Source organism: Pyxidicoccus sp. M15 (assembly GCF_056858435.1).
This window is the reverse complement of the sequence record NZ_CM166495.1, coordinates 4870104-4892566: the sequence shown is the minus strand read 5'-3', so window position 1 is coordinate 4892566 and position 22463 is coordinate 4870104. Positions and strand designations below refer to the sequence as shown.

Here is a 22463-nt window from a genome sequence, read left to right as displayed (position 1 = left end):
GACCCTGCTGTCTGGAGTATCCTGTTTTGCGGTCTCCCCATGGAACGCTCCTCGCGCCCACCGCGGTCCACACCCATCGCGCCCAGGCTGCTCCAGGAACACCTGCGGCAGGGCGCGGCCTCGCGAGAGGCGATGCTGGCCCGGTTCATCAGCCGGGTGGCCGCCGTGTTCGTCCTGTCCACGCTGAGCTTCGGGCTGCTCCTCGGCTGGCCCCATGCCGTGACGCTCGCGGCCGTCATCGCGGGCTACGCCATCTATTACGCGTGGGTCCACCGCCGGTTGCGCAAGACGGAGCCGTCGACTGCGCTCCTGTGGCTCAACGTCGCCATCGAGAACTCGCTGGTCGGCATCCTGTTCCTGGTGGACACCGCCTTCGCGGGCCCGGACATGGCGCTGTCCAGTCCCAACCTCATCATCGCCTCGGCCGCCATCATGGCGTCGGCGCTCCGCTCGGACGCGCGCTTTCCCCTCTTCGCGGCGGGGCTGACCGCCGCGGAGCTGGTGCTGCTCTACGTCTTCGTCGCATACCCGCTCCTGCCCACGCCGATACCGCTGATGCTGTCGCCGCCCATGCTCCTGCTGCGGGCGCTCTACATCGTCATGGTGGGCTGGCTCGCCTGGCTCTTCGCCGGCCAGTTCCGAGCCATGGCCGAGGAAGCGCTGCGCGCCATCCGCCAGCAGGAGCTGCTGGGCCGCTACTTCCTCCACGAGCGCCTGGGTGCCGGAGGCATGGCGGAGGTCTTCCGGGCGACGTACAGCCCCGAGGGCGGCATCGAGAAGACGGTGGCCGTGAAGCGCATCCTCCCGGCCTATGCGGAGGACCCGCAGTTCATCGCCCTGTTCCGCCGGGAGGCCGAGCTGGGCTCCATCCTCCAGCATCCCAACATCGTCCAGGTGCTGGACGTGGGCCGCCTGGACGACACGCACTTCATCGCCATGGAGCATGTCGACGGGCTGTCGCTGCGCCAGCTCATCAAGCAGTACGGGCCGCTCCCCGTGGCCGCCGTCATGTACCTGGGCGCGGAGTTGGCGTCCGCGCTCGACTACGTGCACCGGCGCACCTCGCGCGAGGGCGTGCCGCTGAACCTCGTCCACCGCGACATCAACCCGCCCAACGTCCTCCTGTCCCGCATCGGCGACGTGAAGCTCAGCGACTTCGGCATCGCCCGCGCCGTCACCCACGCGCCCGTCACCCGGCTGGGCCACGTGCGCGGGAAGGCGGACTACATGGCGCCCGAGCAGCTCTCGGGCGAAGCACTGGACGGACGGGTGGACCTGTTCGCGCTGGGGCTGACGCTGCATGAGGCCCTGACGGGGCGCCGCACCCTGCGCGGGACGGAGCACGTGACGCGGGCCTCGCTCATGGACGCGGTGAGGAACCTGCCGCCGCCCTCCGTGATGCGCCGGGAGGTTCCCCCGGAGGTGGATGCCATCGTCATGGCACTGCTCCAGGTCCTCCCGGAGGACCGCCCCCAGCGCGGCAGCCAGGTGGAGGACCTGCTCCGCGCGCTGCCCGCACCCGTGGCGCCCTACCCCCAGGGACAGACGGCGCTGGCCCACGCCATCCGCGACGTGCTGGCGCGCAGGCCCGACGACGCGCCCACCCCCGCCATGCCCCTTCCCGTGGAAACCCACGAAGAGGAAACGCAGGAGTCGGACGCCACCGCGAAGACCCAGCCAAGCCGGCGAACCAGCGCGTAGCGGGGAGGAGCGCGCCCCTCCCACCGTGCCTCACAGGCTGCCGACCATCCAGGCGCTCCCCAGGACGATGGAGAGCGCGGAGGCCATCCTCGGCACCCGCGCGCTTACCGCCGCGGAGAACCGGCGCTTCAGCGAGAAGCTGGCGATGCCGGCGGTGAGCCCCGCCATGGCCACGGTGCTGCCGACGGAGAAGCCGCCCAGGTAGAGCGCCTGGTCCGCGAGCGAGCCGGACACCGCGACGGGCAGGATGAGCAGCAGGGCCGCCGCGCCCGTGAGGCCGTGCACCAGCCCCACCATGACGACGTTGCGCGTCTCCGCCGTGGAAGGCCCGGTGAAGGCGCGCCGCTTCAGGCCCCAGAGACCCATGCCCATCAGCGCGAGGGCGGCCACCCGCTCGGCCCAGCGCTCGACCCCTTGCAGGTGCACCGTGGAGAGGACCAGCAGCAGCACCGCCGACGCGGCGAGCGTCCCCAGCCCATGGCCGATGCCCCAGAGCAGGCCCAGCCGCCACGCCCCCTGGCGCCGTCCCACCGACAGCGGCGCGAGGCTGAGCAGGTGGTCCGGCCCCGAGAGCGCGTGGAGTGCACCTGAACCCAGACCTGCGAGCGCCATGACCATCGGAACGGCTCCCTTCCCACCGGAGAATGGAGAAAGGATGCTGCTCGGAGGCGATATCCGCCAAGACATCGTTCGAATGGTCCTGATAGTGCCGGCCTATCAACCAGCCGAGGGCCCACGAGGACTGGCGGGAATGGAGCGCCCTACCCGCCCGTCGCGGGTCGCATCGCCAGCTCCACCGGGGCCACCTCGCGCCACCACGGCGTCGCCAGCTCCACGTGGGCGGGCTCGACGGCGGAGCCCAGGCGCGGGGTGAAGAGGCGCACGCCCTGTTCGGACGCGAGGCGCAGCAGCGTCTCCGCCGGCTCGTCCCAGGCGTGAAGCGCCAGGTTGAAGGTGCCCCAGTGCACCGGCATCAGCGCGCCGCCGCCGAGCATGGCGTGCGCCTTGAGCGCATTCTCCGGGCCCAGGTGGATGCCGCTCCAGCTCGGGTGGAAGGCGCCCACCTCCAGCATCACCAGGTCGAAGGGGCCGTGACGGCGGCCAATCTCCTCGAACTCCGACGTCAGCCCGGTGTCGCCGCTGAAGAAGACGCGGCGCCTGTCGGTGGTCAGCACCCAGGAAGCCCAGAGCGTCTCGTTCCTGTCGCCCAGGCCGCGGCCGGAGAAGTGCTGCGACGGGGCGGCGGTGAAGCCCACCGGGCCCACGCGCGTCTCCTCCCACCAGTCCAGCTCGGTGATGAGCTCCGGGGCCACGCCATACGCCTCCAGGTGCGCGCCCACGCCCAGCGCGGTGACGAAGGGCACGCGCAGCTTCGCCAGCGCGGTGATGGTGGCGCGGCACAGGTGGTCATAGTGGTCGTGCGACACCAGCACCGCGTCCAGCTTCGGCAAGGCCTCCAGCGGCACCGGCGCGGGATGGAAGCGCTTCGGACCGGCGAAGGACATGGGCGAGGCACGCGCGCCCCAGACGGGGTCCGTCAGGATGCGCGCGCCGTCCAGCTCCAGGAGCATGGTGCTGTGGCCCAGCCACGTCACCCGGAAGCCGCTGTCCGGCTTGCGTGCCCACGCGTCCAGCGGGCTCTCCAGCGGCAGGGGCGCCGGGGGCGTGCGCTGGGCGCCGCCGAAGAAGTACTCGCCGAGCAGCGGCAGCGGGTTGCCCTGGAGGCCCGGGCCGACGGGCGCGGTGTTGCGGAAGCGGCCGTCCGCGAACTGCCTTGAGGCACGCACCCGCTCGAGTCGGAGTCCTGAGAGAGACATGGCGCGTGTCTAACGGCTCGCGCCGGGCCTGGCTAGACGGCCTGTGTGAAGAAGTGTGTTACCGGCTGTCCTTGCGCTTCTGCTGGCGGGCCTGCTCCGCCCGAAGCGCGCCCCCAATCCGCCGCCCCGCCACCTTCGTCATCTTCGAGACCGGGTTGCCCTGCTTCTTCGGCCAGGGCGGCTGCCAGCTCGACGTCGACGGCTTGCCGGGAAAGCTCTTGTTCTTCATGGGCTTTGTCCTCATGCGTGAAGGCTGCCATGCCGGCGGGCACCCGTCAGCCCGTCCGTGGGTGGGCCGCCCTTCACGGCCCACTCCCTTTCGCATCATGTGCATGTCCGGATGCGACTGGAGCCCACCGTGCGGCCCGCCGGGCGCTCGGGACCTCCCCCGGGGAGGGGCTGTCAGCCCTTCGTGGGCGTCGGCTGCCGCGTGGCCTTGAGAATCTTCACCGGCGGCGTGAGCTTCTGCTCGGTGCGCGGCAACTGCTGGATGGCGCGCACCACGTCCATGCCCTTCACCACCCTGCCGAACGCGGCGAAGCCCTGTCCGTCCGGGTTGCGCTTGCCGCCGAAGTCCAGCTCCGGCTGGTCGCCGAGGCAGATGAAGAAGTCCGACGTCGCCGTGTCCGGCGTGTCACGCGCCATGGAGAGGGCGCCGTCCACGTGCTTCAGGCCGGTGTCCTTCGTGCGCTCCAGCGGAATGGGGGCCTTGTCCTCGGACTGGCGCGCGGGGTTGATGCCGGCCTGGATGACCTCGATTTTCACCGGGCTGTGGGGCTGGTTGTCCGGCGTCACCGTGCGGTGGAACACGCCGCCCTCGTAGAGGCCCGCGTCCAGGTACATGAGGAAGTTGCGCACCGTCTTCGGCGCGCGGGCCTCGTCGAGCTCGATTTCGATGTCGCCCTTCTCCGTCTGGAGCACCACGCGCACCAGCTTGGAGGCCTGGGGCTTGCCACCCTTCTTCGGCGCGGCGAGTGAGGCGGCGGGCAGGGTGAGCAGCACGGCGAGACAGGCGGTGGCGAAGGTCTTCATGGGCGGCACCTGGGAAGGAGGACGGGCCCGCGTACGATGCCCGCCCGAAGCGGCGAAGGGCCAGGAAATCCCCTTCGCTGCGTATGCTCCCCAGCATTCCCATCCCGGAGCCACCCGCGATGACCGTCCGCTACAACCTGCTGTCCCCCGAGCTGAAAGCCAATCCATACCCGGCGTACGCGGACCTGCGCCGCAACGCGCCCGTGTGCCAGGTGGACCCGGCGGGGATGTGGGCCGTGTCGCGCTACGAGGACGTGATGCACGTCCTGAAGAGCCCGCAGCTCTTCTCATCCAAGGGCTTCGGGGCGGCCGTCAACCCGCCCTGGCTGGGGGGCAATCCGCTCGCCGACTCCATCCTCGCCCTGGACCCGCCCATCCACGGGCGGCTGCGCGGGCTCATCTCCCGCGCCTTCGGCGCCTCCGCCCTCACCCGCCTGGAGCCGCGGGTGCGCGCCATCGCCAGGGACGCCGTGGCCGCGCTGCCCCTGGGACGGCCCCTCGACGTCATGCAGCCCTACGCCCTGCGCATCCCCGCCAGCGTCATTGGCGACCTGCTGGGCGTGGAGCCCGCGCTGCACGCGCGGCTCAAGCGGTGGGCGGACCTCATCACCGGCGGCGTCAGCACCGTGCGCCCCGAGGAGGAGGACCGCAAGCAGCTGGCGCGCGACGCGGTGAAGGAGCTGCGGACCTACTTCAGCGAGTTGCTGGAGAAGCGCCGCCAGGAGCCCGGAGAGGACATGGTCAGCGACCTGGTCCGCATCCGCGTGGACGGCGAGGCCCTGTCCACCGACGAGCTGCTCGCCTTCTGCGCCCTGCTGCTGGTGGGCGGAATCGAGACGGCGGTGAACATGCTGGGAGCTTCATTGGTGGTGCTGCTGGAGCGGCCCGAGCTGCTCGCGCGACTGCGGGCGGACCGCTCGCGCATCCCCGCCTTCATCGAAGAGGTCCTGCGCTACGAGCCGCCCGTGCAGGCCGCTCCGCGCGTCACCACCCAGGACGTGGAGGTGGGGGGCGTGCACCTGCCCGCGGGCTCGCGCGTGCTCGCGCTCATCGGCTCGGCCTGCCATGACGACGCGCAGTACCCGGACGGAGACCGCTTCGATATGGACCGGCCCGGCCCGCAGAACCTGCCCTTCGGCCACGGCATCCACTTCTGCCTGGGCGCGCAGCTGGCCCGCATGGAGGGGCGGCTGGCCCTGGAGGCGATGCTGGACCGGGTGGGCCGGCTGGAGCCCGGCCCCGAGCCGGTGATGTGGCACCGCACGCTGGTGGTGCGCGGCCCCGGCACGCTGCCACTCGTGCTGCACCCGGCGTGAGCGGGCGCGGCTAGAGCGGGCCGCCCAGGTCCGCCGGGGGAGGCCCGGCAGCGGCGCGCTCCGCGTGGCCGATGCGCGAGTGCTTGCGGCCATACCCGAAGTAGACGGCGAGGCCGATGGACAGCCACACCACCAGGCGCAGCCACGTGTCCAGCCCCAGTCCCACCATCAGCGCCACGCAGATGATGATGCCCAGCACCGGCACCACCGGAACGAACGGCGTGCGGAAGGGCCGGGGCAGCTCCGGGCTGCGGTAGCGCAGCACCAGCACGCCGCCGCAGACGACGACGAAGGCGAACAGCGTGCCGATGGAGACGAGGCGCCCCAGGAGGCCGATGGGGAACAGCCCCGCCACCACCATGGACACCACGCCCGTCAGCAGCGTGGACGCGTACGGCGTCTTGAAGCGCGGGTGCACGTGGGAGAAGAAGGGCGGCAGGAGGCCGTCGCGCGACATGGCGTAGAAGATGCGCGGCTGGCCCATCAGCATGACGAGCACCACCGAGGCCAGGCCGGCGACGGCCCCCAGGCTGACGATGGGCCGCAGCCAGTTGAGCGCCGGGCCCGCCTTGGAGATGGCCAGATACACGGGCTCCGCCACGTTGAGGGTGCTGTAGTGCGCCAGCCCCGTCATCACCCCCGACATCAGCACGTACAGCACCGTGCAGATGGCGAGCGAGCCCAGGATTCCCACCGGCAGGTCCTTCTGCGGGTTGCGCGTCTCCTGAGCGGCGGTGGACACGGCGTCGAAGCCGATGAAGGCGAAGAAGATGACGCCCGCCCCCGCCAGCACGCCGCTCCAGCCGTACTCACCGAAGTGGCCCGTGTTCTCCGGGATGAAGGGCGTCCAGTTGGCGGGCTCCACGTAGAAGGCCCCGAAGCCGATGACGAGCAGCACCACCGTCACCTTCACGACGACGATGATGTTGTTGAGCCGGGCGGACTCCTGCACGCCCACGCAGAGCAGCACCGTCAGCAGCCCCACCAGCAGCGCCGCCGGCAGGTTGACGATGGCGCCGGTGAGGTACGGCACGTGCGAGCCCGCCGCCACCTCGAAGGGCGCGGTGATGAACGCCGCCGGCAGATTCACGTGCAGGTAGTCGCGCAGGAACGCCGTGAAGTAGCCGGACCAGCCCACCGCCACCGCGGAGGAGGCGAAGAGGTACTCGAGGATGAGGTCCCAGCCGATGACCCAGGCCACCAGCTCGCCCAGCGTGGCGTAGCCGTAGGTGTAGGCGCTGCCGGCGACGGGAATCATCGCCGCGAACTCCGCGTAGCACAGCCCCGCGAAGAGGCAGCCCACGCCCGCGAGGACGAAGGCCAGGGTGATGGCCGGCCCGGAGTGCTGGGCCGCCGCCGTCCCCGTCACCACGAAGATGCCCGAGCCGATGATGGCGCCCACGCCCAGCAGCGCCAGATGGACGCCCGTGAGCGTGCGGCGCAGCTCGTGCCCCTCACCCGACTGGCCCTGGAGCTGGGCGATGCTCTTCTTCGACCAGATACCCATGCGCGGCAGTCAACACCGGCGCCTCCCCCAGCGGAAGCCTCGTGTGCGGCCGGCATGGGCGAATGTCACCCGGAGGGAGAACCCTCCGGGCCGCCGGCATGACTACCCGCGGCGCCAGTCCTGGCGGGGGGAGACCTGGGTGCGGCGGTCCTCGCGCCGCTCGCGGCGGTCCTCCCGCTGCTCACGCCGGTCCTCGTGCAGCTCCTGCCTCCCCTGGTCCAGCTCCTGCTGGCCCAGCTGGATGAGCTCCACGATGAGCGCGCGCTTGCGGTGCAGCGCCCCGCCCTGCCGCATCCCCTCCAGCTCCGACAGCTCGCGGGCGATGACCTGGCGCGTGCGCAGCGAGGCCGCCTCCACCCGCGCGTCGCGGCGGTCGTCGCGCGCGTCGCGGCGGTCGTCCCGCACGTCGCGGCGGTCGTTGGAGAACGCCCCACCCCGCCCCCAGGCGGCGTCGTTGCGGACCTCCCACTGCTCGGAGCGCACCTCGCGCTGGCTGCGCCGCGCCTCACGCACGTCCGACGACAGCTCCGCGTGGCTCTCCGCCAGCTCCGCCCGGAGCAGCCGGTGCAGCGTGTCCTCCACCGCGGCCATCTCCCGCCGGCTGCGGCGCGCCCAGGCATTGTCGAAGCGCGCGAGCACGGCCTTCAGCTCCTGCAGGTCCTTGTGGTCGTCCCGCTGCTCGCGGCGGTCCTGGCGAAGCTCCTGGTGGTCCTGGGCGCGCTCCGCCCGGTTGCGCCGGGAGTCGGAGGCCTCGGCAGTGCCCGCGAGAAGAAGGGCGGCAACCAGCGCGGAAGAGATGCGGTTCATGGGGTGTGTCCTCGGGGGCTCGGGGGCCCGTTGTCGCGTTCGGGAAGATGGACGGGAGAAGCATTGCTTTATTCGCGCCCCTCGCCCAGTCGTTTGAGCTCCCAGGAATAGACGCTCGCGGCTCGTGAAGTTTCAGGGCCTACACATCCCCCCACGGAGTCCCACCCGGGGGGGATTCCGTTCGGGTAGATCTGCCCCCACTCTCAGTCCTGGACCGCCCCGTGAGCACACCTGGCCAACCGACAGAGCCGTCACGCCCCAGGGCCACCGTGCTCGTCGTCAACGACACGCCGTCGGTGCTGTACCTCATCGGGCTCGTGCTCAAGGGGGCGGGCTACCACGTCGTGGAGGCCAGCTCGGGGACGGAGGCGCTCCGGCTGGCCGCCGGGCGGCCGGACATGGTCCTCCTGGACGTCCACATGCCGGACATCGACGGCTACGAGGTGTGCCGGCGCCTGCGCGCCCGCGAGGAGACGCGAGACCTGCTCATCGCGCACCTGTCCGCGGTCTCCGTCAGCCGGGAGGACCGCGTCCGGGGCCTGGCCCAGGGCGCGGACGCCTACTGGACGACGCCCATGGAGGACGAGGAGCTGCTCGCCAACGTGGAGGCGCTCCTGCGGCTCCAGTCCCGCGCCCAGGCCGCCGTCCGCGCCCGCGACGAGTTCCTCTCCATCGCCGCGCACGAGCTGAAGACGCCCATCACCGCGCTGCGGCTCCACCTGGAGCGGGTGCAGCACCACATCTCCCGCGCCCCCTCCGACACCCTGCCCCGGAGCACGGTGGAGGCGAGCACCACGCCCGCCATCCGCCAGCTGGTGCGCCTGCAACAGCTGCTCGACACGCTGCTGGACGTCTCCCGGGTCGCCAGCCAGCGGCTCACGCTGAACGTGGCCCCGGTGGACGTGGCGGAGACCCTGCGCGACGTGGCCCAGCGCATGGCCATCCAGGCCCGGGCGTCGGACGTGGACGTGCGGCTGGAGCTGCCCTCCGAGCCGGTCCTCCTCGTGGGGGACCGCCTGCGCCTGGAGCAGGTGATGAGCAACCTGCTCACCAATGCCTTCAAGTACGGAGACCGCAAGCCGGTGCACGCCCGGGTGGACGAGCGTGAGGACACGGTGGTGCTCACCGTGAAGGACGAGGGCATCGGTATTGCCCCCAGGGACCAGGCCCGCATCTTCAACCGCTTCGAGCGGGCGGCGGGCTCCACGGGCACCGAGGGGCTGGGGCTCGGGTTGTTCATCGCGAGGGAAATCGTCACGGCCCATGGGGGCACCATCACCGTCGACAGCCAGCCGGGACACGGCTCGACGTTCCAGGTGGTGCTCCCCCGGCACCGGACGGAGCGGTACTGACGAAAGGAAGGACACTTGTGGCGGTAGACGCCGGAGAGGGCAGCAAGGAGCGCAGGGGCGGCCAGGAGCGGCTGGAGACCGGGGTTCCGCGCCTGGACTTCATCACCAAGGGCGGCCTGCTGAAGGGGGCGTCGTACGCGATTCTGGGGCCCCCCGGCTCGGGCAAGACGGTGCTGGCCCACCAGATTGCGTTCTACCACGTCAAGCACGGGGGCAAGGTCCTCTACGTGACGCTCCTCACGGAGTCTCACGCCCGCATGCTCACGAACCTGGAGGAGATGGCCTTCTTCGACCGGAAGGTCATCCCCGAGAGGCTGCACTACATCAGCGGCTACCGGGAGCTGGAGACGGAGGGGCTCAAGGGCATGCTGGAGCTGGTGCGGCGCGCGGCCCGCCAGCATGAGGCCACCCTGCTCATCATCGACGGCATGGACGCGGCGAAGGAGTTCGCCCGGAACGACCTGAGCTTCAAGCGGTTCCTCCAGGAGCTGCAGACCTTCGTCTCCATCATCGGCTGCACCACCCTGCTGCTGTCCCCGCACCACGAGGGGGAAAACCACCCGGAGACCACGGCGGTGGACGGCATCTTCGAGCTGTCGCTCTGGCTGGCCGGCCCCCGCGCGGTGCGCGAGCTGGTGGCGCTGAAGTTCCGGGGCAGCGACTCGCTGCTGGGCAAGCACGAGCTGGAGATTTCCAACAAGGGCATCGTCATCCACCCGCGCACGGAGGTGCAGTTCTCCAAGCCCGAGGAGCAGGGCCGGGAGGACCGCATCCGGATGGCCTTCGGCATCCCCCGCCTGGACGAGTCGCTGCGCGGGGGCCTCCTGTCTGGCTCCACCACCATGCTGCTGGGCGCTCCGGGCACGGGCAAGACGCTCCTGGGGCTCCACTTCCTCCTGGAGGGCGCGCGCGAGGGACAGCCGGGCGTCTACTTCGGCTTCTACGAGACCCCGCCGCGGTTGATGGAGAAGGCCGCGGGCGTGGGCATGAGCGACCTGAAGAAGTACGTGGACAAGGGGCTCATCGAAATCCAGTGGCAGCCACCGCTGGAGCACAACATGGACGCGCTCGCCGAGCGGCTCCTGGAGCGCATCAACGAGCGGAAGGTGAAGCGGCTGCGGCTCTTCGTCGACAGCGTGGCGGGCTTCCGCTCCGCGGCCGTCTACCCGGAGCGCATGCCCCGCTTCTTCTCCGCCCTGTCGCACCAGCTGCGCATGCTGGACGTCACCACGCTCTACTCCGACGAGACGGCGCTGTTCTCCGCGGGCGTGGACATGCCGCAGCCCGACGCGGCGGCGTACGTGGAGAACATCATCTACCTGCGCTACCTGGAGCTGCGCTCGCAGCTCTACCGGCTCATCTCCATCATGAAGATGCGCGAGAGTCAGTACGACAGCGGCATCCGGGAGTTCGCCATCTCCGACGACGGCATCATCGTCGCGGACACCTTCAAGAGCGCGGAGGCCGTGCTCACCGGTCAGGCCCGGGTGAGGGGCGATGCGAAGGACGAAGACATCAAGCCGCCCATGGGAGCGCCCGGCAAGAAGAAGCCCCGGCGGGGCCTGCTGCGCCGGAGGCGGTCATGAAGACGGTCCTGGTCGTCGACGACGAGCTGGACATCGCGGACGCGGTACGCTCCATCCTCGAGGACGAGGGCTACCACGTCGTCGTGTGCGCCAACGGCCGCGAGGCGCTCCAGCGCCTGGACACCACGCGCCCGGACCTGGCCATCGTGGACATCATGATGCCGGTGATGAACGGCTTCGAGACCATCCGCGCCATCCGCCGCCACCCGGAGTTCGGCAAGCTGCCGGTGCTCATCATGAGCGCCATCGACCCGTCGGTGAAGCCGCCGGAGTACGACTCGGCGGCCTTTCTCAAGAAGCCCTTCTCGCTGAAGGACCTGCTGGCCCGGGTGCACCAGCTCGCGCCCGTGGAGGCGTAGCGCGACTTCACACCCACCGCGCTATGCTGCCTCCGACATGACCTCTTCGCTCGCCGCGCACTTTCCCGCCCTGCGCTCCGGCTTCAGCTACCTGGACAATGCCGCGGGGGCCCAGGTGCCCTCGCACACCATCGACGCCATCTCCCGGTTCCTCTCCAGCGGGAGCTGCAACGTGGGGCAGCCCTACCCTGCCTCGGTGGCGGCGACGGAGCTGAAGGCGCGGGCGCGGGCGGCCACCGCGGAGTTCCTCCACTGCCAGCCCGAGGAGGTGATGCTGGGCACCAGCGCCACCTCGCTCACCTTCCAGCTCGGGCGCGCCTTCTCGCGCCTGTTCAAGGCGGGCGACGAGGTGGTCATCTCCGAGCTGGAGCACGAGTCCAACGCGACGCCCTGGCGGATGCTGGAGGCGCAGGGCGTGGCCGTGAAGACCTGGCGCGCGCGCTGGCCCGAAGGGCACCTGGAGCCGGCGGACCTGCGCGCGCTGCTCACGCCCCGCACGCGGCTGGTGGCGGTGACGGCCGCGGCCAACTCGGTGGGGGCCACGCCGGACGTGGCCGCAGCGGCGGAGCTGGCGCACGGCGTGGGCGCGTGGCTCATCGTTGATGCGGTGCACTCCAGCCCGCACCACCTGCCGGACGTGAAGGGCTGGGGCGCGGACTTCGCCACCTTCTCCCAGTACAAGGTGTTCGGCCCGCACCTGGGCTGCCTCTACGTGCGGCGTGAGCTGCTGGCGGGGCTGCCCGCGGACAAGCTCTGGTTCGTGCCGGACGACAGTCCCCAGAAGTTCGAGCCGGGCACCGCCAACCACGAGGCCCTGGCCGGCTGGCTGGGCTCGCTGGCCTACCTGCGCGACGTGCTAGGCGGAGGGCAGCCGGGGCGCGCCGGGCTGGAGGCGGCCTTCCGCCGAATCGAGGCCCTGGAGCGGCCGCTGCTGGAGTCCACGCTGGAGCGGCTGGTCGCCCACCCGCGCGTGCGGCTGTACGGCCCGCGCGAGCCCCGGGGGCGCGTGGCCACCTTCTGCTTCAACGTGCAGGGCGTACCGCCGCGAGCGGTGGCGGAGCACCTGGCGGCGCGGGGCGTGGGCGTGGCCGCGGGCCACTACTACGCCACCCTGGCCGCCCAGGCGCTGGGCCTCATGCCCGACGGCGCCGTGCGCGCCTCGCTCCTGCACTACAACACCTCCGAGGACGTGGACCGGCTCATCGCCGGACTGGACACCCTCCGCTGACGGCCCCCCGCCATGGAGCCCCTGCGGTCCTTCCTGGAGGGCGCGGCGCGCGCCCCTGCTCCCGACGAAACGGATGAGCTCACCCGCCTCCTCGCGGAGGCACGGGAGCGCGCCCTCGAGGCGTGGCCCGGGGTGGAGGTGGCCGCGGAGGACTTCGCGCGGCACCTGGGAGAGCGCGTGGCGCGGGAGGCGTCGCTCGCGGACGGGCTTCGCGCCCTGGCCGTGGAGGACCTCTACCTGTCGCGGGCGTGCCTCGCGGGAGACCGGGTGGCGCTCGACGGACTCCAGCGCGCGGTGCTGGTGCCGGTGTCGCGGGCGGTGCGGCGGGTGGACGCGTCGGACGCCTTCGTGGACGAGGTGCTCCAGCTCACGCGGATGAAGCTGCTGGTGGGCGGGGCGCGCCAGGAGCCGCGCCTGGCCGAGTACGCCGGGCGGGGCGCGCTGCGGCGCTGGACGGAGGCGGTGGCGCTGGGCGTGGCGGTGGGGCTCAAGCGCGGGGCGGTGAAGGACCTGCCGCTGGACGACGCGCCGCTCGTGTCGGAGCTGCGCACCGCGGACCCGGAGCTGGCGCTGATGCAGGAGCGCTACCGCCCCGCCTTCCGGGCCGCCTTCGCGGAGGCGCTGTCCGGCCTGTCGCCCCGAGACAGGAACCTCCTGCGACTGAGCCTGGTGCAGAACCTGGGCGTGGAGTCGCTGGGCACGCTCCACCAGGTGCACGCCTCCACCATCTCCCGCTGGCTCGCGAAGGCCCGCCAGTCCCTCCTGGAGGACACCCGCGCCGCACTCGCGCGGAGGCTGGCGCTCACCACCTCGCAGCTCGACAGCCTGCTGCGCGTCATGGACGCCAGCCTCGCGGTGAGCCTGTCCTCCCTGCTGGACGAAGGATGAACGCATGAGCCCGCCTCCCCTGCCCGGCTGCCTCGACGAGACGCAATTGCTCGACCTGGCCGACGGCGTGGCGCCGGAGTCCCTGCGCGTGAGCGCCGAGGCGCACGTGGATGGCTGCGCGTCCTGCCGCGAGCTGCTCGCGGGCTTCCTCCAGGCCCGGGCCCCGGACGCGTCCGGTGGCGAGGCGGCGGCGGTGCCCACCCAGGCCGTCACCACCCTCATGGAGGACACCCGCGTCTCCTCCGCGCCCCGCCCGCGCGCGCTGGAGCGGGGAACGCTGCTGGGGCGCTACGTGGTGCTCGAGCGGCTGGGCGCCGGCGGCATGGGCGTGGTGTACGCGGCGTATGACCCGGGCATCGACCGGCGCATCGGCCTGAAGCTCGTGCAGGCCGTGTCCGGCGTGGAGGGCGCCACCGAGCGGCTGCTGGACGAGGCCCGCGCGGCGGCGCGCACCCAGCACCCGAATGTCGTCGCCGTGCATGACGTGGGCGTCGTCGGCAACCTCGTCTTCATCGCCCTGGAGCTGGTGGACGGGGGCACGCTGCGCCAGCACCTCTCCGCCCGCCGCCCGGGCTGGCGCGAGGTGGTGCGCCTGTACCTGCAGGCCGGACGCGGGCTGGCGGCCGCGCACGCGGCGGGCGTCGTCCACCGCGACTTCAAGCCGGACAACGTCCTGATGGACCGCGCGGGGCGGGCGCGGGTGACGGACTTCGGGCTGGCGCGCTTCGCCTCCTCGACGGAGCCCGCCCTCGCCTCCTCCGGCCCCGCTGGCAGCGGCCGGAGCAGCGGCCGCGCCGGGGTGGCCACGTCGGTGGCGGGCACGCCGGGCTACATCGCCCCGGAGGCGCTCGCGGGCGGGCTCGTGGATGCGCGCTCGGACCAGTACAGCTTCTGCGTGGCGCTGTACGAGGGCCTCTACGGGACGAAGCCCGGCGCCCCCGGGGAGCGCGCGGCGCAGGAGCGCGCGTCCGTGCCCCGCGCGGTGCACGCCGCCGTGGAGCGGGGCCTGGCCCCGGTGCCGGAGGAGCGGCACGCGTCGATGGACGCCCTCCTCACCGCGCTGGAGCGGGCGGCGTCCCCGCGCGCGGCCCGGTTCGCCGGAGGGCTGGGCGCGGGCATCGGCGTGGCGGCCGCCATCGCCGCCGTCTTCGTCGCGCGCGGGCCACAGCCCTGCACGGACAGCCTCCAGCGGCTCCAGGGCGCATGGGACACGGCGCGCGGCGCGTCGCTGCGGCGCACATTCCTCGGCTCGGGGGCCCCGGGCGCGGCGTCGCTGCACACGGCCGTCCACCAGACGCTGGACGCGTACGCGGCGGCCTGGGCGGACGCGCACCGGGACGCGTGTGAGGCGACGCGGGTGCGAGGCGAGCAGTCCGAGGCGGCGCTGGACTTGCGCATGCACTGCCTGGAGCGGCGCAAGCGCGAGCTGGGGGCCACGGTGGACCTGCTCCTCGCCGCGGACCCGAACGCGGTGCTGAGCGCGCCCCAGGCGGTGCGGGGCCTGGCGCCGGTGTCCGACTGCGCCGACGTGGAGGCGCTCGCCCGTCCCATGCCGCGGCCCACGCGGGGGCCCGAGGCCGCGCGCGTCCGCGCCGCGTACGACAGGCTGGCGGAGGCGATGGCGCGCGACAACGCGGGGCGCTGGCGGGAGGCCGCGGAGATTGCGGCCTCGGTGGCCGCCGAGGCGGAGGCCGTCGGGTACAAGCCGCTGCTGGGTGAGGCGCTGCTCACCGAAGGGCGCTCCCTGCAACACCTGCGGCAGGAGAAGGAAGCGGCGGTGCGCCTGCGGCGGGCGGCCCTGGCCTCGCAGGCCGGCCGCGACGACGTGCACGCCGCGGAGTCCTTCACCAACCTCGTCTTCGTGGAGGGCGAGCTGGCCGAGCGCCCAGAGCAGGCGGAGCTGTGGCGACAGCTGGCGCAGTCGCTGCTGGAGCGCATTGGCGGTGATGACCGGCTGGAGAGCAACCTGGCCTTCCAGCAGGGCCTGTCGCTGGTGCGCCAGGGCCGCGCCGCCGAGGCCATTCCGCTCCTGCGCAGGTGCCTCGCCCTGCGTGAGCGGGCCTTCGGCAAGGACCACGCCTTCCTCACGGACGCGCTGCTCACGCTGGGCACGGCGCTGCGCGACGTTGGCCAGGTGGAGGAAGCCCTCGCCACCCAGCAGCGGACCCGGGAGCTGCTCGTGCGCGGCTTCGGGCCGGACCATCCGTTCATCGCGATGACGCTCAACAACATCGCGAGCACGTACGCCGCCCTGCACCGGTACGACGAGTCCCTGGCGGCCTTCGCGCAGAGCATGGCCACCTTCGAGCGGGCCTATGGGCCGGGGCAGCCCGTGCCCTACGTCCTGGGCCTCTACGGCAACATGGGCGCGGTACACCTGGGCCGCGGGGACTTCGAGCAGGCGCGGCGCACGCTGGAGCTGGGCTGGCGGCTGGCGCTGGAGCACCGGCCGCCGGGCCACCCGGACCGCGCCTCGCTGGCTGGCCCCCTGGCGCTGGCGCTCACGAACCTGGGGCGCACCGACGAGGCGCTGCGCCTGGTGCAGTCCGTGCGCGGGGAGCTGGACGCGGCGGAGGCGGACGGCCGCAACAGCGTGCGCAGTGCCGAGCTGCTGCGGCAGGAGGCGGAGGTGCTGCTGCGCGTGGGCCGCTTCGAGCCGGCCGCGAGCGCCGCGCACGGCGCCGCGGCCATGCTGCGCACGCTGGGAGCCCGGGACGAGCTCGCGGGCGCCCTCTCCACGCTGGGCCTGGCGCTGCTCGGCGGGGGCCGCCTCCCCGAGGCGGAGCGCGTGGCGAGAGAAGCGCTGGAGCTGCGGACGAAGCTGGCGGAGCCCCAGGCGTCCAAGCTGTCGGAGCCCCGGGCCGTGCTCGGCCGGGTGCTGCTGGCCCGAGGCGACGCGGCGGGCGCGCGGGTGCTGCTGGAGCAGGCCGTGGCGGGCTGGGAGGAGGACGACGCGAGCCCGCTCGAAATGGCCACCACCCGCTTCGCGCTCGCCCGGGCCCTGCGGCGGGACGGGGGCGATGCCGCCCGCGCCCGCGCCCTGGCGCTCGCCGTCCGCGACACGGTGGCCCCCACCGCCGAGCCGCGCCTCGTGCCGCTCGACGAGGTGGACGCGTTTCTTGGCGTACACTCGGCCGCACGATGAACCGCGAAGAAGCGAATCAGGCCCTGGACCTCATCCGCCGCGTCGTTTCCCAGGCGAGGGATGACTCGGCGCTGCAGAACTGGGGCGTCATCTGGATGCTCCATGCCTTCGTCAACGCCGCGGGCTTCGCGGCGACGAACCGGCTGTGGACGGCGGGCCACCGCACCCCCGGCCCCTACGCCCTGCTGTGGGCCGGAGTGCTGGCCTTCAACATCATCAGCATCTTCGTGCTCAAGCGCGGGCAGACGGCGGGGGCCCGCTCGTTCGTCGAGCGGCAGATCTGGGCCATCTGGACCACCTTCATCGCCGGCATGGTGCTGGTGTCCGTCCTCAACTGGCTGCTCGGGCTGGACAGGCTCTTCATGCCCGCGGTGGCGTGCGTCCTCTTCGGCACGGCCTTCGCGATGATGGGCGCGTTGATGGGCCGCGTCTGGTACTCGGTGGCCGTGGGCTTCGCGCTGGCCGCGCTGGGAATGACGCAGGTGCCGGACCACGCCTTCGATTTGCTGGGCGCGGTGTGGTTCGCCACGCAGTTCGGCGGAGGCTTCGCGCTGCACCGGGCCCGCCGCCGCAGGCTGGCCGCCGGGGGCACGGGGGCGCGGCTGGTATGAATCCCGAGCTGCTCGCGGCCCTGGTGGCCATCGCCGCGGAGCCGCTCGGGCTGGGCGGGGCCGAGCTGCGCCGGCGGCTGCGGGAAGCCGGGGTGAAGGTGCCGAGCCAGGCCCTCCAGGACCTGGCCGACTCCGGGCTGGTGCAGGCACGACGCGAGCTGTGGTTCCTGACGCCCGCGGGGCACCAGGCGCTGCGCGACGTGGAGGCCGCGCTGGCCGGGGCGCACGACCCGAGCCCCACGTCCCCGGGCATGGAGGAGTGCCCGTCGGTACCGTGGCTCACCCAGGTGCAGACGCACTGGGTGGAGGCGGTGTCCATCAACTACGCGGTGGAGCCGGAGCGGCTGGCAAGGCTGCTGCCCGCCTCGCTGGAGCCGGAGGTGTTCCACGGCACGGCGTGGGTGCAGGTGCTGATGTCGTCCCTGCGGGACATGCGGCCCCAGGGCGTCAGCCCGCTGCTGGGGGTGTGCTTCTACCAGGTGAGCTACCGCGCGGCGGTGCGCTACCGGAACGCGAAGGGCGAATGGCGGCGCGGCGGCTACTTCGTGCGCAGCGAGACGAACGACCCGGTGATGCGCCGCGTGGGCAACGCGCTGAAGGAGTTCAAGTTCCACGAGTTCGGCGAGGCGCACATGGTGATGGCGCGCGAGGGGGATTTGCTCACCGCCGCGGTGGACCCGGAGCCGGAGTTCCCCGGAGGCAAGCTGGTGGGCGTCTTCGACACGCGCCCGAGCGTCCACCCTCCCCCGGGCAGCGTGTGGAAGGGGCTGGAGGAGCTGCACGAGCCGCTGGTGGAGTGCTACGACGCGCTCGGCGTGGCGGACGGATATGTCTACGTGCTCACCATCGACCGGGAGCCGTGGAACGCGCGCTTCGTCACCCCGGTCCAGCTCTACTGCGAGTACTTCGCGGAAGGGCCGTTGGCCCCGGGCGCGAGGCTGGACTCGGTGCTGCACCTCACCGAGTGCGCCTACCGCTGGAGGCCGCTGCGGAGGGAGCTCCATGCTCGCTGAGTGGCATCGTGGGAACGGATGGGGCGGCAGGGGTGTCCCAGGCCGCATGAGGACTCTCGCCGCCTTTCTGGTGTTGTTCACCGCGCTCTGCGCGCACGCGGAGCCGGCCCGGGTCGCCGCCGCGCGCAAGGCCCGTACGCCCGGGGTCGCCAGGCTGTTCAAGGACGCGGGGGTGGCCTGGCCACCGGAGCAACTGTATGTGCGCGCCTTCAAGCACGAGCGCGAGCTGGAGGTCTGGGCGGGGGCGAAGGCGGGGCCGCTGGTGAAGGTGAAGACGTATCCCTTCTGCGCGGCGTCGGGGGAGCTCGGCCCGAAGCGGCAGCAGGGGGACCTGCAGGTGCCCGAGGGCTTCTACGACATCGACCTGTTCAACCCGTACAGCAACTACCACCTGTCCATGCGCGTCAGCTATCCGAACGCGGCGGACAGGCGCCACAAGACGGCCGCCGACCCGGGAGGGCAGATCTTCGTCCACGGCAACTGCGTGAGCATCGGCTGCATCGCCATCCAGGACGAGCCGATTGAAGAGCTGTATCTGATGGTGCTGGACACGCGCGCGAAGACGAAGCGCGACGTCCCCATCCACATCTTCCCGCGCAGGCTGGATGCCGCGGGCATGAAGGCGCTGGAGGCGGGCCGAGCGGCCACGGATCCGCTCATCGCCTTCTGGCGCAGCCTCCAGCCGGCCTACAGCCTCTTCGAGGAGGCCCGGTACATTCCCGTCACCTCGGTGGACGCGAAGACGGGCGAGTACGTGGTGAAGCCGGCGAGCCCGGCCCGGGCCACGGGCAGCACGCGCCGGTAGGGCCCGCCCGAGTCTGGACGTGCAGGTGCGATGGTGCTCGCGATGCAAGCGAGACACGGCGAGGGCTGATGAGTAATGCCACTGCGTTCAGGCCATCCGTTCTGCCTTGCGCGATGGGAGTGTCGTACAGCGTTGTGAGGTGCCAGCGAAGCGCGGCAAAGCTCACCACGCGCATCTGCTGGCGACGGCTGGCATTCCTAGGAGCATCGCCTGGAGCGAATGCGTATGAAGCACAAAATGCATAAAGCAGGCGACCAACGCTCAACATCTTGCGGGGTTACCCAGGGCGATGGATTACGGCGCCCCTCCGGTCCGAGGTCCGTAAAGCCCCAGGAGACCACCTAAGGTAATCGCACGGGAAGCCTTGCGTGACGTGCGCTGCATGCGGCCACTAGAATGTGCCGACATGCCCGTACCCGACTACCAGGCCCTGATGCTTCCACTCCTCGAGCAACTTGCCGACGGGAAAGAGCACCTCGTACGCGAGGTGCGAGAAGAAGTAGCTGCCAAGCTGCGGCTCTCGGAGGCCGACCGCGCAGAGCTACTGCCCAGCGGTCAGCAGGCCATGTTCGACAACCGGCTGGGCTGGGCCAAGACCTATATGGACAAGGCAGGCCTGTTACGCTCAGTGCGCCGCGGCGTGTACCAGATTACTGAGCGCGGAAAGAAAGTACTCGCAGAGAAGCCGAAAGCTCTCGACGCAGGTACGTTGATGAAGTTCGCAGAGTTCCAGGATTTCGTCAGCCGAAGCAATGCGGAAGGCGACGTGGCGGCTGCCGCGGCGTCCCAAGGCAGGGCTGATATCGCAGCCCCTGCCATTACGCCCGAGGAAGCGCTTGAGCGAGCGTACAAAGATCTGCGTAGAAAGACTGAGGCAGAGCTTTTGGCGACGACACTGCAGGCAAGCCCCCGCTTTTTCGAGCGGCTCGTTGTCGAACTGCTGGTGAAGATGGGTTACGGCGGCTCGCTTGAGGACGCAGGGCGCGCATTGGGACGCAGCCACGATGGGGGCGTGGACGGGATGATCAAAGAGGACCATCTTGGCCTCGACGTCATCTACGTGCAGGCGAAAAGATGGCAGAACACCGTAGGGCGGCCCGATGTACAGGGTTTTGCAGGTACGCTTGAGGGCGAGCGTGCGCGCAAGGGAGTCTTTATCACCACCTCCGCATTCTCAAAGGAGGCGCGTGAGTATGTAGCGCGCATCGACAAGAAGATCGTCCTCATCGACGGTGCACAACTTGCAGGGCTGATGTTTGACTTTGGCATTGGGGTGAATGCGGTGGGCGCCTACGAGGTCAAGCGCGTTGACTCAGATTTTTTCTCTGAGGAATGAGCGCGCAAAGCACACTCCAGCGAGATTATCGAAAATTCACCGCTTCCAACGCATCTCCTCCTAGACCCCTACGGAAATGGCCAAGTTCCTCGACACCCAAGGCGTCTCGTACTTCCTCGCGCAACTCATTAAAGAAGCGAACGAAAAGCTTCTCCTTATCAGTCCGTATCTCAAGCTGAGCGACCGAATGTACGAGTTGCTCGAAGACAAAGACAAGCTCAAGCTTGCCGTGCATGTCATCTACGGCAAGAACGAACTTCACCCCGATGAGGCGGCGAAGCTCAGAGGGCTACGAAGTGTGAGACTACTGTTCTGCAAGAACCTGCATGCAAAGTGCTACCTGAGCGAGCGGGCCGCCATCATCACCTCCATGAACCTGTACGAGTTCTCGCAGGTGAACAACAATGAAATGGGTATCTACGTCACGAGCACGGATGACCCTCAACTCTACAAGGACATCAGCGACGAGGCTCAACGCCTACTGCGCACCAGTGATGACGTCGAGGTGTCGATCCAGCGAGTGATACGTAGCGAGACTGTGAAAGAGGAACCCCAGCCAGAACGCAACCGCACGAGAACTCCACGGCCTGAACTGAAACCGGAACTGGATGATGGCGTTTGCATTCGCTGCCAGACGAGCATCCCGCTCAAACCACTCGCTCCCTATTGTCGCGACTGCTACGGAGACTGGAGCAGAAAGAAGGATGAGACGAAGCGCGAGCGATACTGCCATCTCTGCGCCAAAGAGCATGCGTCCAGCAAGGCAAAACCTGTATGTTACCCTTGCTATAAGGCGAACAAGGACGTACTCGCCTTCGTAACGGATGATGACAACATTCCGTTCTGACAGGGTAACCGACGACAGGGACGAGCGATGCCGAGCATGTTCCACTTGGCGTGAAGCCATGCCGTTCGGAAGGTCGTGGCGCAGGTCGGTGTGAGCGTTGCGCTGCACCGGTTGCCCCAGTGAGTCGCATTGAGCCAGTGAGGCTCAACTCACTACGGTGGACGCGAAGACGGGCGAGTACGTGGTGAAGCCGGCGCGCCAGGCCCGGACCACGGGCAGCACGCGCCGGTACGACCCACCACCGGCTACGGGAACGGGTAGTAGGCGCGCGCGCCCGACTTGTCGAGCGAGCTCAGGACGAGGTCGCCCGTGTTGGTGCCACCGCACTGCGGGTAGTTCATCACCGAGTAGCTGTCATATGCGGTCAGGTAGCAGGACGAGAGGTGGTCCGCCTCGTAGCAGCGGACGGGCGAGTAGCGGACGAACTCGTGGCGGAAGCCGAGCACATGTCCCAGCTCGTGCCGGATGATGCCCGTCAGTGTCCACGGCGCCCACTGGGTGCCGAACACGGAGGTGTCGATGAGCAGGCTGCGGCTGGCGCGACTGGCGTTCGGATAGAACGAGCGGGCCGGGTAGCTGCCGCCGGCGGCGACCAGGCGCACGTCGAAGACGACGCCCGCCTGCGAGGCGGTGCAGCTCCCGTCGAACTGGCTCAGGTGGATGAAGTCGACATTGGCGTGGGCCTCCCAGTCCGCCGCGGCGGCATTCATCGCGCTCACCACCGTGGCGTAGCGAGAGCCGAACGTGTTGCTCACACAGTAGGTGAGGTTGCGCGCGGCGGTGGATTGCCACTTCACGCGAACGCCATTGAGGCAGTAGGCGATGAGCGGGTCCTCGCGCGTGCCGAGCCCCTCCCCTCGGACGTACGTGTCGTAGTACGCGCGGAGGCCTGCTTCTCCTTCGACAGTCTCGTCACCATTGACGATGAACACGTCCGAGTCCGGCTCGTCGTACGCCGTGGCCCGGAACGCCTCGAAGGTCGATTCACGCATCGCCTCTTCCCGCGACGTGACTTCGAGCCCGGCGTTTCCACACGCCGGACCCAGCACGGACACACCCGACAGCAACACCAAGGAGCGGAGCTTGCGCATGGGAATTCCTCTGTCGCGGGTG

The 22463-nt window shown here is 70.6% G+C and carries 20 protein-coding genes; 13 read left to right on the top strand and 7 right to left on the bottom strand.

Annotated features, from left to right (window positions below):
• Positions 1 to 39: 39 nt before the first annotated feature.
• Entirely contained in the window at positions 40 to 1701 is a 1662-nt protein-coding gene (locus ACX9TP_RS18555) for a serine/threonine-protein kinase (RefSeq protein WP_482981057.1), read from the top strand.
• 30 nt (positions 1702 to 1731) lie between these two features.
• Here the strand turns inward: ACX9TP_RS18555 and ACX9TP_RS18550 are convergent, their stop codons facing one another.
• The 4 genes from ACX9TP_RS18550 to ACX9TP_RS18535 all read right to left on the bottom strand — a co-directional run bounded on the left by ACX9TP_RS18550 (position 1732) and on the right by ACX9TP_RS18535 (position 4550).
• Positions 1732 to 2313, bottom strand: a complete 582-nt coding sequence (locus tag ACX9TP_RS18550) for a hypothetical protein (protein ID WP_482981056.1) — start codon at positions 2311 to 2313, stop codon at positions 1732 to 1734.
• 149 nt (positions 2314 to 2462) lie between these two features.
• Entirely contained in the window at positions 2463 to 3518 is a 1056-nt protein-coding gene (locus ACX9TP_RS18545; RefSeq protein WP_482981055.1) for an MBL fold metallo-hydrolase, read from the bottom strand.
• Between the two features lie 58 nt (positions 3519 to 3576).
• Positions 3577 to 3747 carry a hypothetical protein gene (locus ACX9TP_RS18540; protein ID WP_206728629.1) on the bottom strand — a complete coding sequence of 57 codons (171 nt, stop codon included), beginning with the start codon at positions 3745 to 3747 and terminating at the stop codon, positions 3577 to 3579.
• 173 nt (positions 3748 to 3920) lie between these two features.
• Positions 3921 to 4550: a peptidylprolyl isomerase gene (locus tag ACX9TP_RS18535; protein WP_482981054.1), complete on the bottom strand. Its 630-nt coding sequence runs from the start codon at positions 4548 to 4550 to the stop codon at positions 3921 to 3923.
• A gap of 119 nt (positions 4551 to 4669) precedes the next feature.
• Between ACX9TP_RS18535 and ACX9TP_RS18530 the strand changes: the two genes are divergently transcribed.
• Positions 4670 to 5866, top strand: coding sequence for a cytochrome P450 (locus ACX9TP_RS18530; RefSeq protein WP_482981053.1), 1197 nt, complete (start codon positions 4670 to 4672; stop codon positions 5864 to 5866).
• A gap of 10 nt (positions 5867 to 5876) precedes the next feature.
• On the opposite strand, the gene ACX9TP_RS18525 is transcribed toward ACX9TP_RS18530, so the two are convergent.
• Both ACX9TP_RS18525 and ACX9TP_RS18520 read right to left on the bottom strand, forming a co-directional pair.
• A complete protein-coding gene (locus ACX9TP_RS18525; protein ID WP_482981052.1) occupies positions 5877 to 7373 on the bottom strand; it encodes an amino acid permease in 1497 nt (498 codons plus the stop codon).
• A gap of 102 nt (positions 7374 to 7475) precedes the next feature.
• A complete protein-coding gene (locus ACX9TP_RS18520) occupies positions 7476 to 8180 on the bottom strand; it encodes a hypothetical protein (RefSeq protein ID WP_482981051.1) in 705 nt (234 codons plus the stop codon).
• Between the two features lie 221 nt (positions 8181 to 8401).
• Between ACX9TP_RS18520 and ACX9TP_RS18515 the strand changes: the two genes are divergently transcribed.
• The 11 genes from ACX9TP_RS18515 to ACX9TP_RS18465 all read left to right on the top strand — a co-directional run bounded on the left by ACX9TP_RS18515 (position 8402) and on the right by ACX9TP_RS18465 (position 21350).
• Positions 8402 to 9532, top strand: a complete 1131-nt coding sequence (locus ACX9TP_RS18515; protein ID WP_482981050.1) for a hybrid sensor histidine kinase/response regulator — start codon at positions 8402 to 8404, stop codon at positions 9530 to 9532.
• A 17-nt stretch (positions 9533 to 9549) separates the two neighbouring features.
• Positions 9550 to 11118: a DUF7125 family protein gene (locus ACX9TP_RS18510; protein WP_482981049.1), complete on the top strand. Its 1569-nt coding sequence runs from the start codon at positions 9550 to 9552 to the stop codon at positions 11116 to 11118.
• Positions 11115 to 11477: a response regulator transcription factor gene (locus ACX9TP_RS18505; protein WP_482981048.1), complete on the top strand. Its 363-nt coding sequence runs from the start codon at positions 11115 to 11117 to the stop codon at positions 11475 to 11477. Before ACX9TP_RS18510 ends, ACX9TP_RS18505 begins: the two co-directional genes overlap by 4 nt.
• Positions 11478 to 11514: 37 nt before the next feature.
• Complete coding sequence (locus tag ACX9TP_RS18500) at positions 11515 to 12705, top strand: cysteine desulfurase-like protein (protein WP_482981047.1); 1191 nt, start codon at positions 11515 to 11517, stop codon at positions 12703 to 12705.
• A gap of 12 nt (positions 12706 to 12717) precedes the next feature.
• A complete protein-coding gene (locus ACX9TP_RS18495; RefSeq protein ID WP_482981046.1) occupies positions 12718 to 13593 on the top strand; it encodes an RNA polymerase subunit sigma-70 in 876 nt (291 codons plus the stop codon).
• A 4-nt stretch (positions 13594 to 13597) separates the two neighbouring features.
• Complete coding sequence (locus ACX9TP_RS18490; protein ID WP_482981045.1) at positions 13598 to 16738, top strand: serine/threonine-protein kinase; 3141 nt, start codon at positions 13598 to 13600, stop codon at positions 16736 to 16738.
• Positions 16735 to 17349 (top strand): hypothetical protein, encoded by a 615-nt coding sequence (locus ACX9TP_RS18485; RefSeq protein WP_482981044.1) that lies wholly within the window; start codon positions 16735 to 16737, stop codon positions 17347 to 17349. Before ACX9TP_RS18490 ends, ACX9TP_RS18485 begins: the two co-directional genes overlap by 4 nt.
• Positions 17346 to 18362: a DUF2071 domain-containing protein gene (locus ACX9TP_RS18480; protein ID WP_482981043.1), complete on the top strand. Its 1017-nt coding sequence runs from the start codon at positions 17346 to 17348 to the stop codon at positions 18360 to 18362. The genes ACX9TP_RS18485 and ACX9TP_RS18480 overlap by 4 nt, the downstream gene beginning before the upstream one ends.
• A 46-nt stretch (positions 18363 to 18408) precedes the next feature.
• The gene (locus tag ACX9TP_RS18475; protein WP_482981042.1) at positions 18409 to 19167 is read left to right on the top strand and encodes a L,D-transpeptidase family protein; all 759 of its coding nucleotides are present in this window, start codon (positions 18409 to 18411) and stop codon (positions 19165 to 19167) included.
• A 406-nt stretch (positions 19168 to 19573) separates the two neighbouring features.
• Entirely contained in the window at positions 19574 to 20503 is a 930-nt protein-coding gene (locus tag ACX9TP_RS18470; RefSeq protein WP_482981041.1) for a restriction endonuclease, read from the top strand.
• Between the two features lie 76 nt (positions 20504 to 20579).
• On the top strand, positions 20580 to 21350 hold the full coding sequence (locus ACX9TP_RS18465) for a phospholipase D family protein (RefSeq protein WP_482981040.1): 771 nt from the start codon (positions 20580 to 20582) through the stop codon (positions 21348 to 21350).
• Between the two features lie 245 nt (positions 21351 to 21595).
• Here the strand turns inward: ACX9TP_RS18465 and ACX9TP_RS18460 are convergent, their stop codons facing one another.
• The gene (locus tag ACX9TP_RS18460) at positions 21596 to 22441 is read right to left on the bottom strand and encodes a M57 family metalloprotease (protein WP_482981039.1); all 846 of its coding nucleotides are present in this window, start codon (positions 22439 to 22441) and stop codon (positions 21596 to 21598) included.
• Between the last annotated feature and the right edge of the window lie 22 nt (positions 22442 to 22463).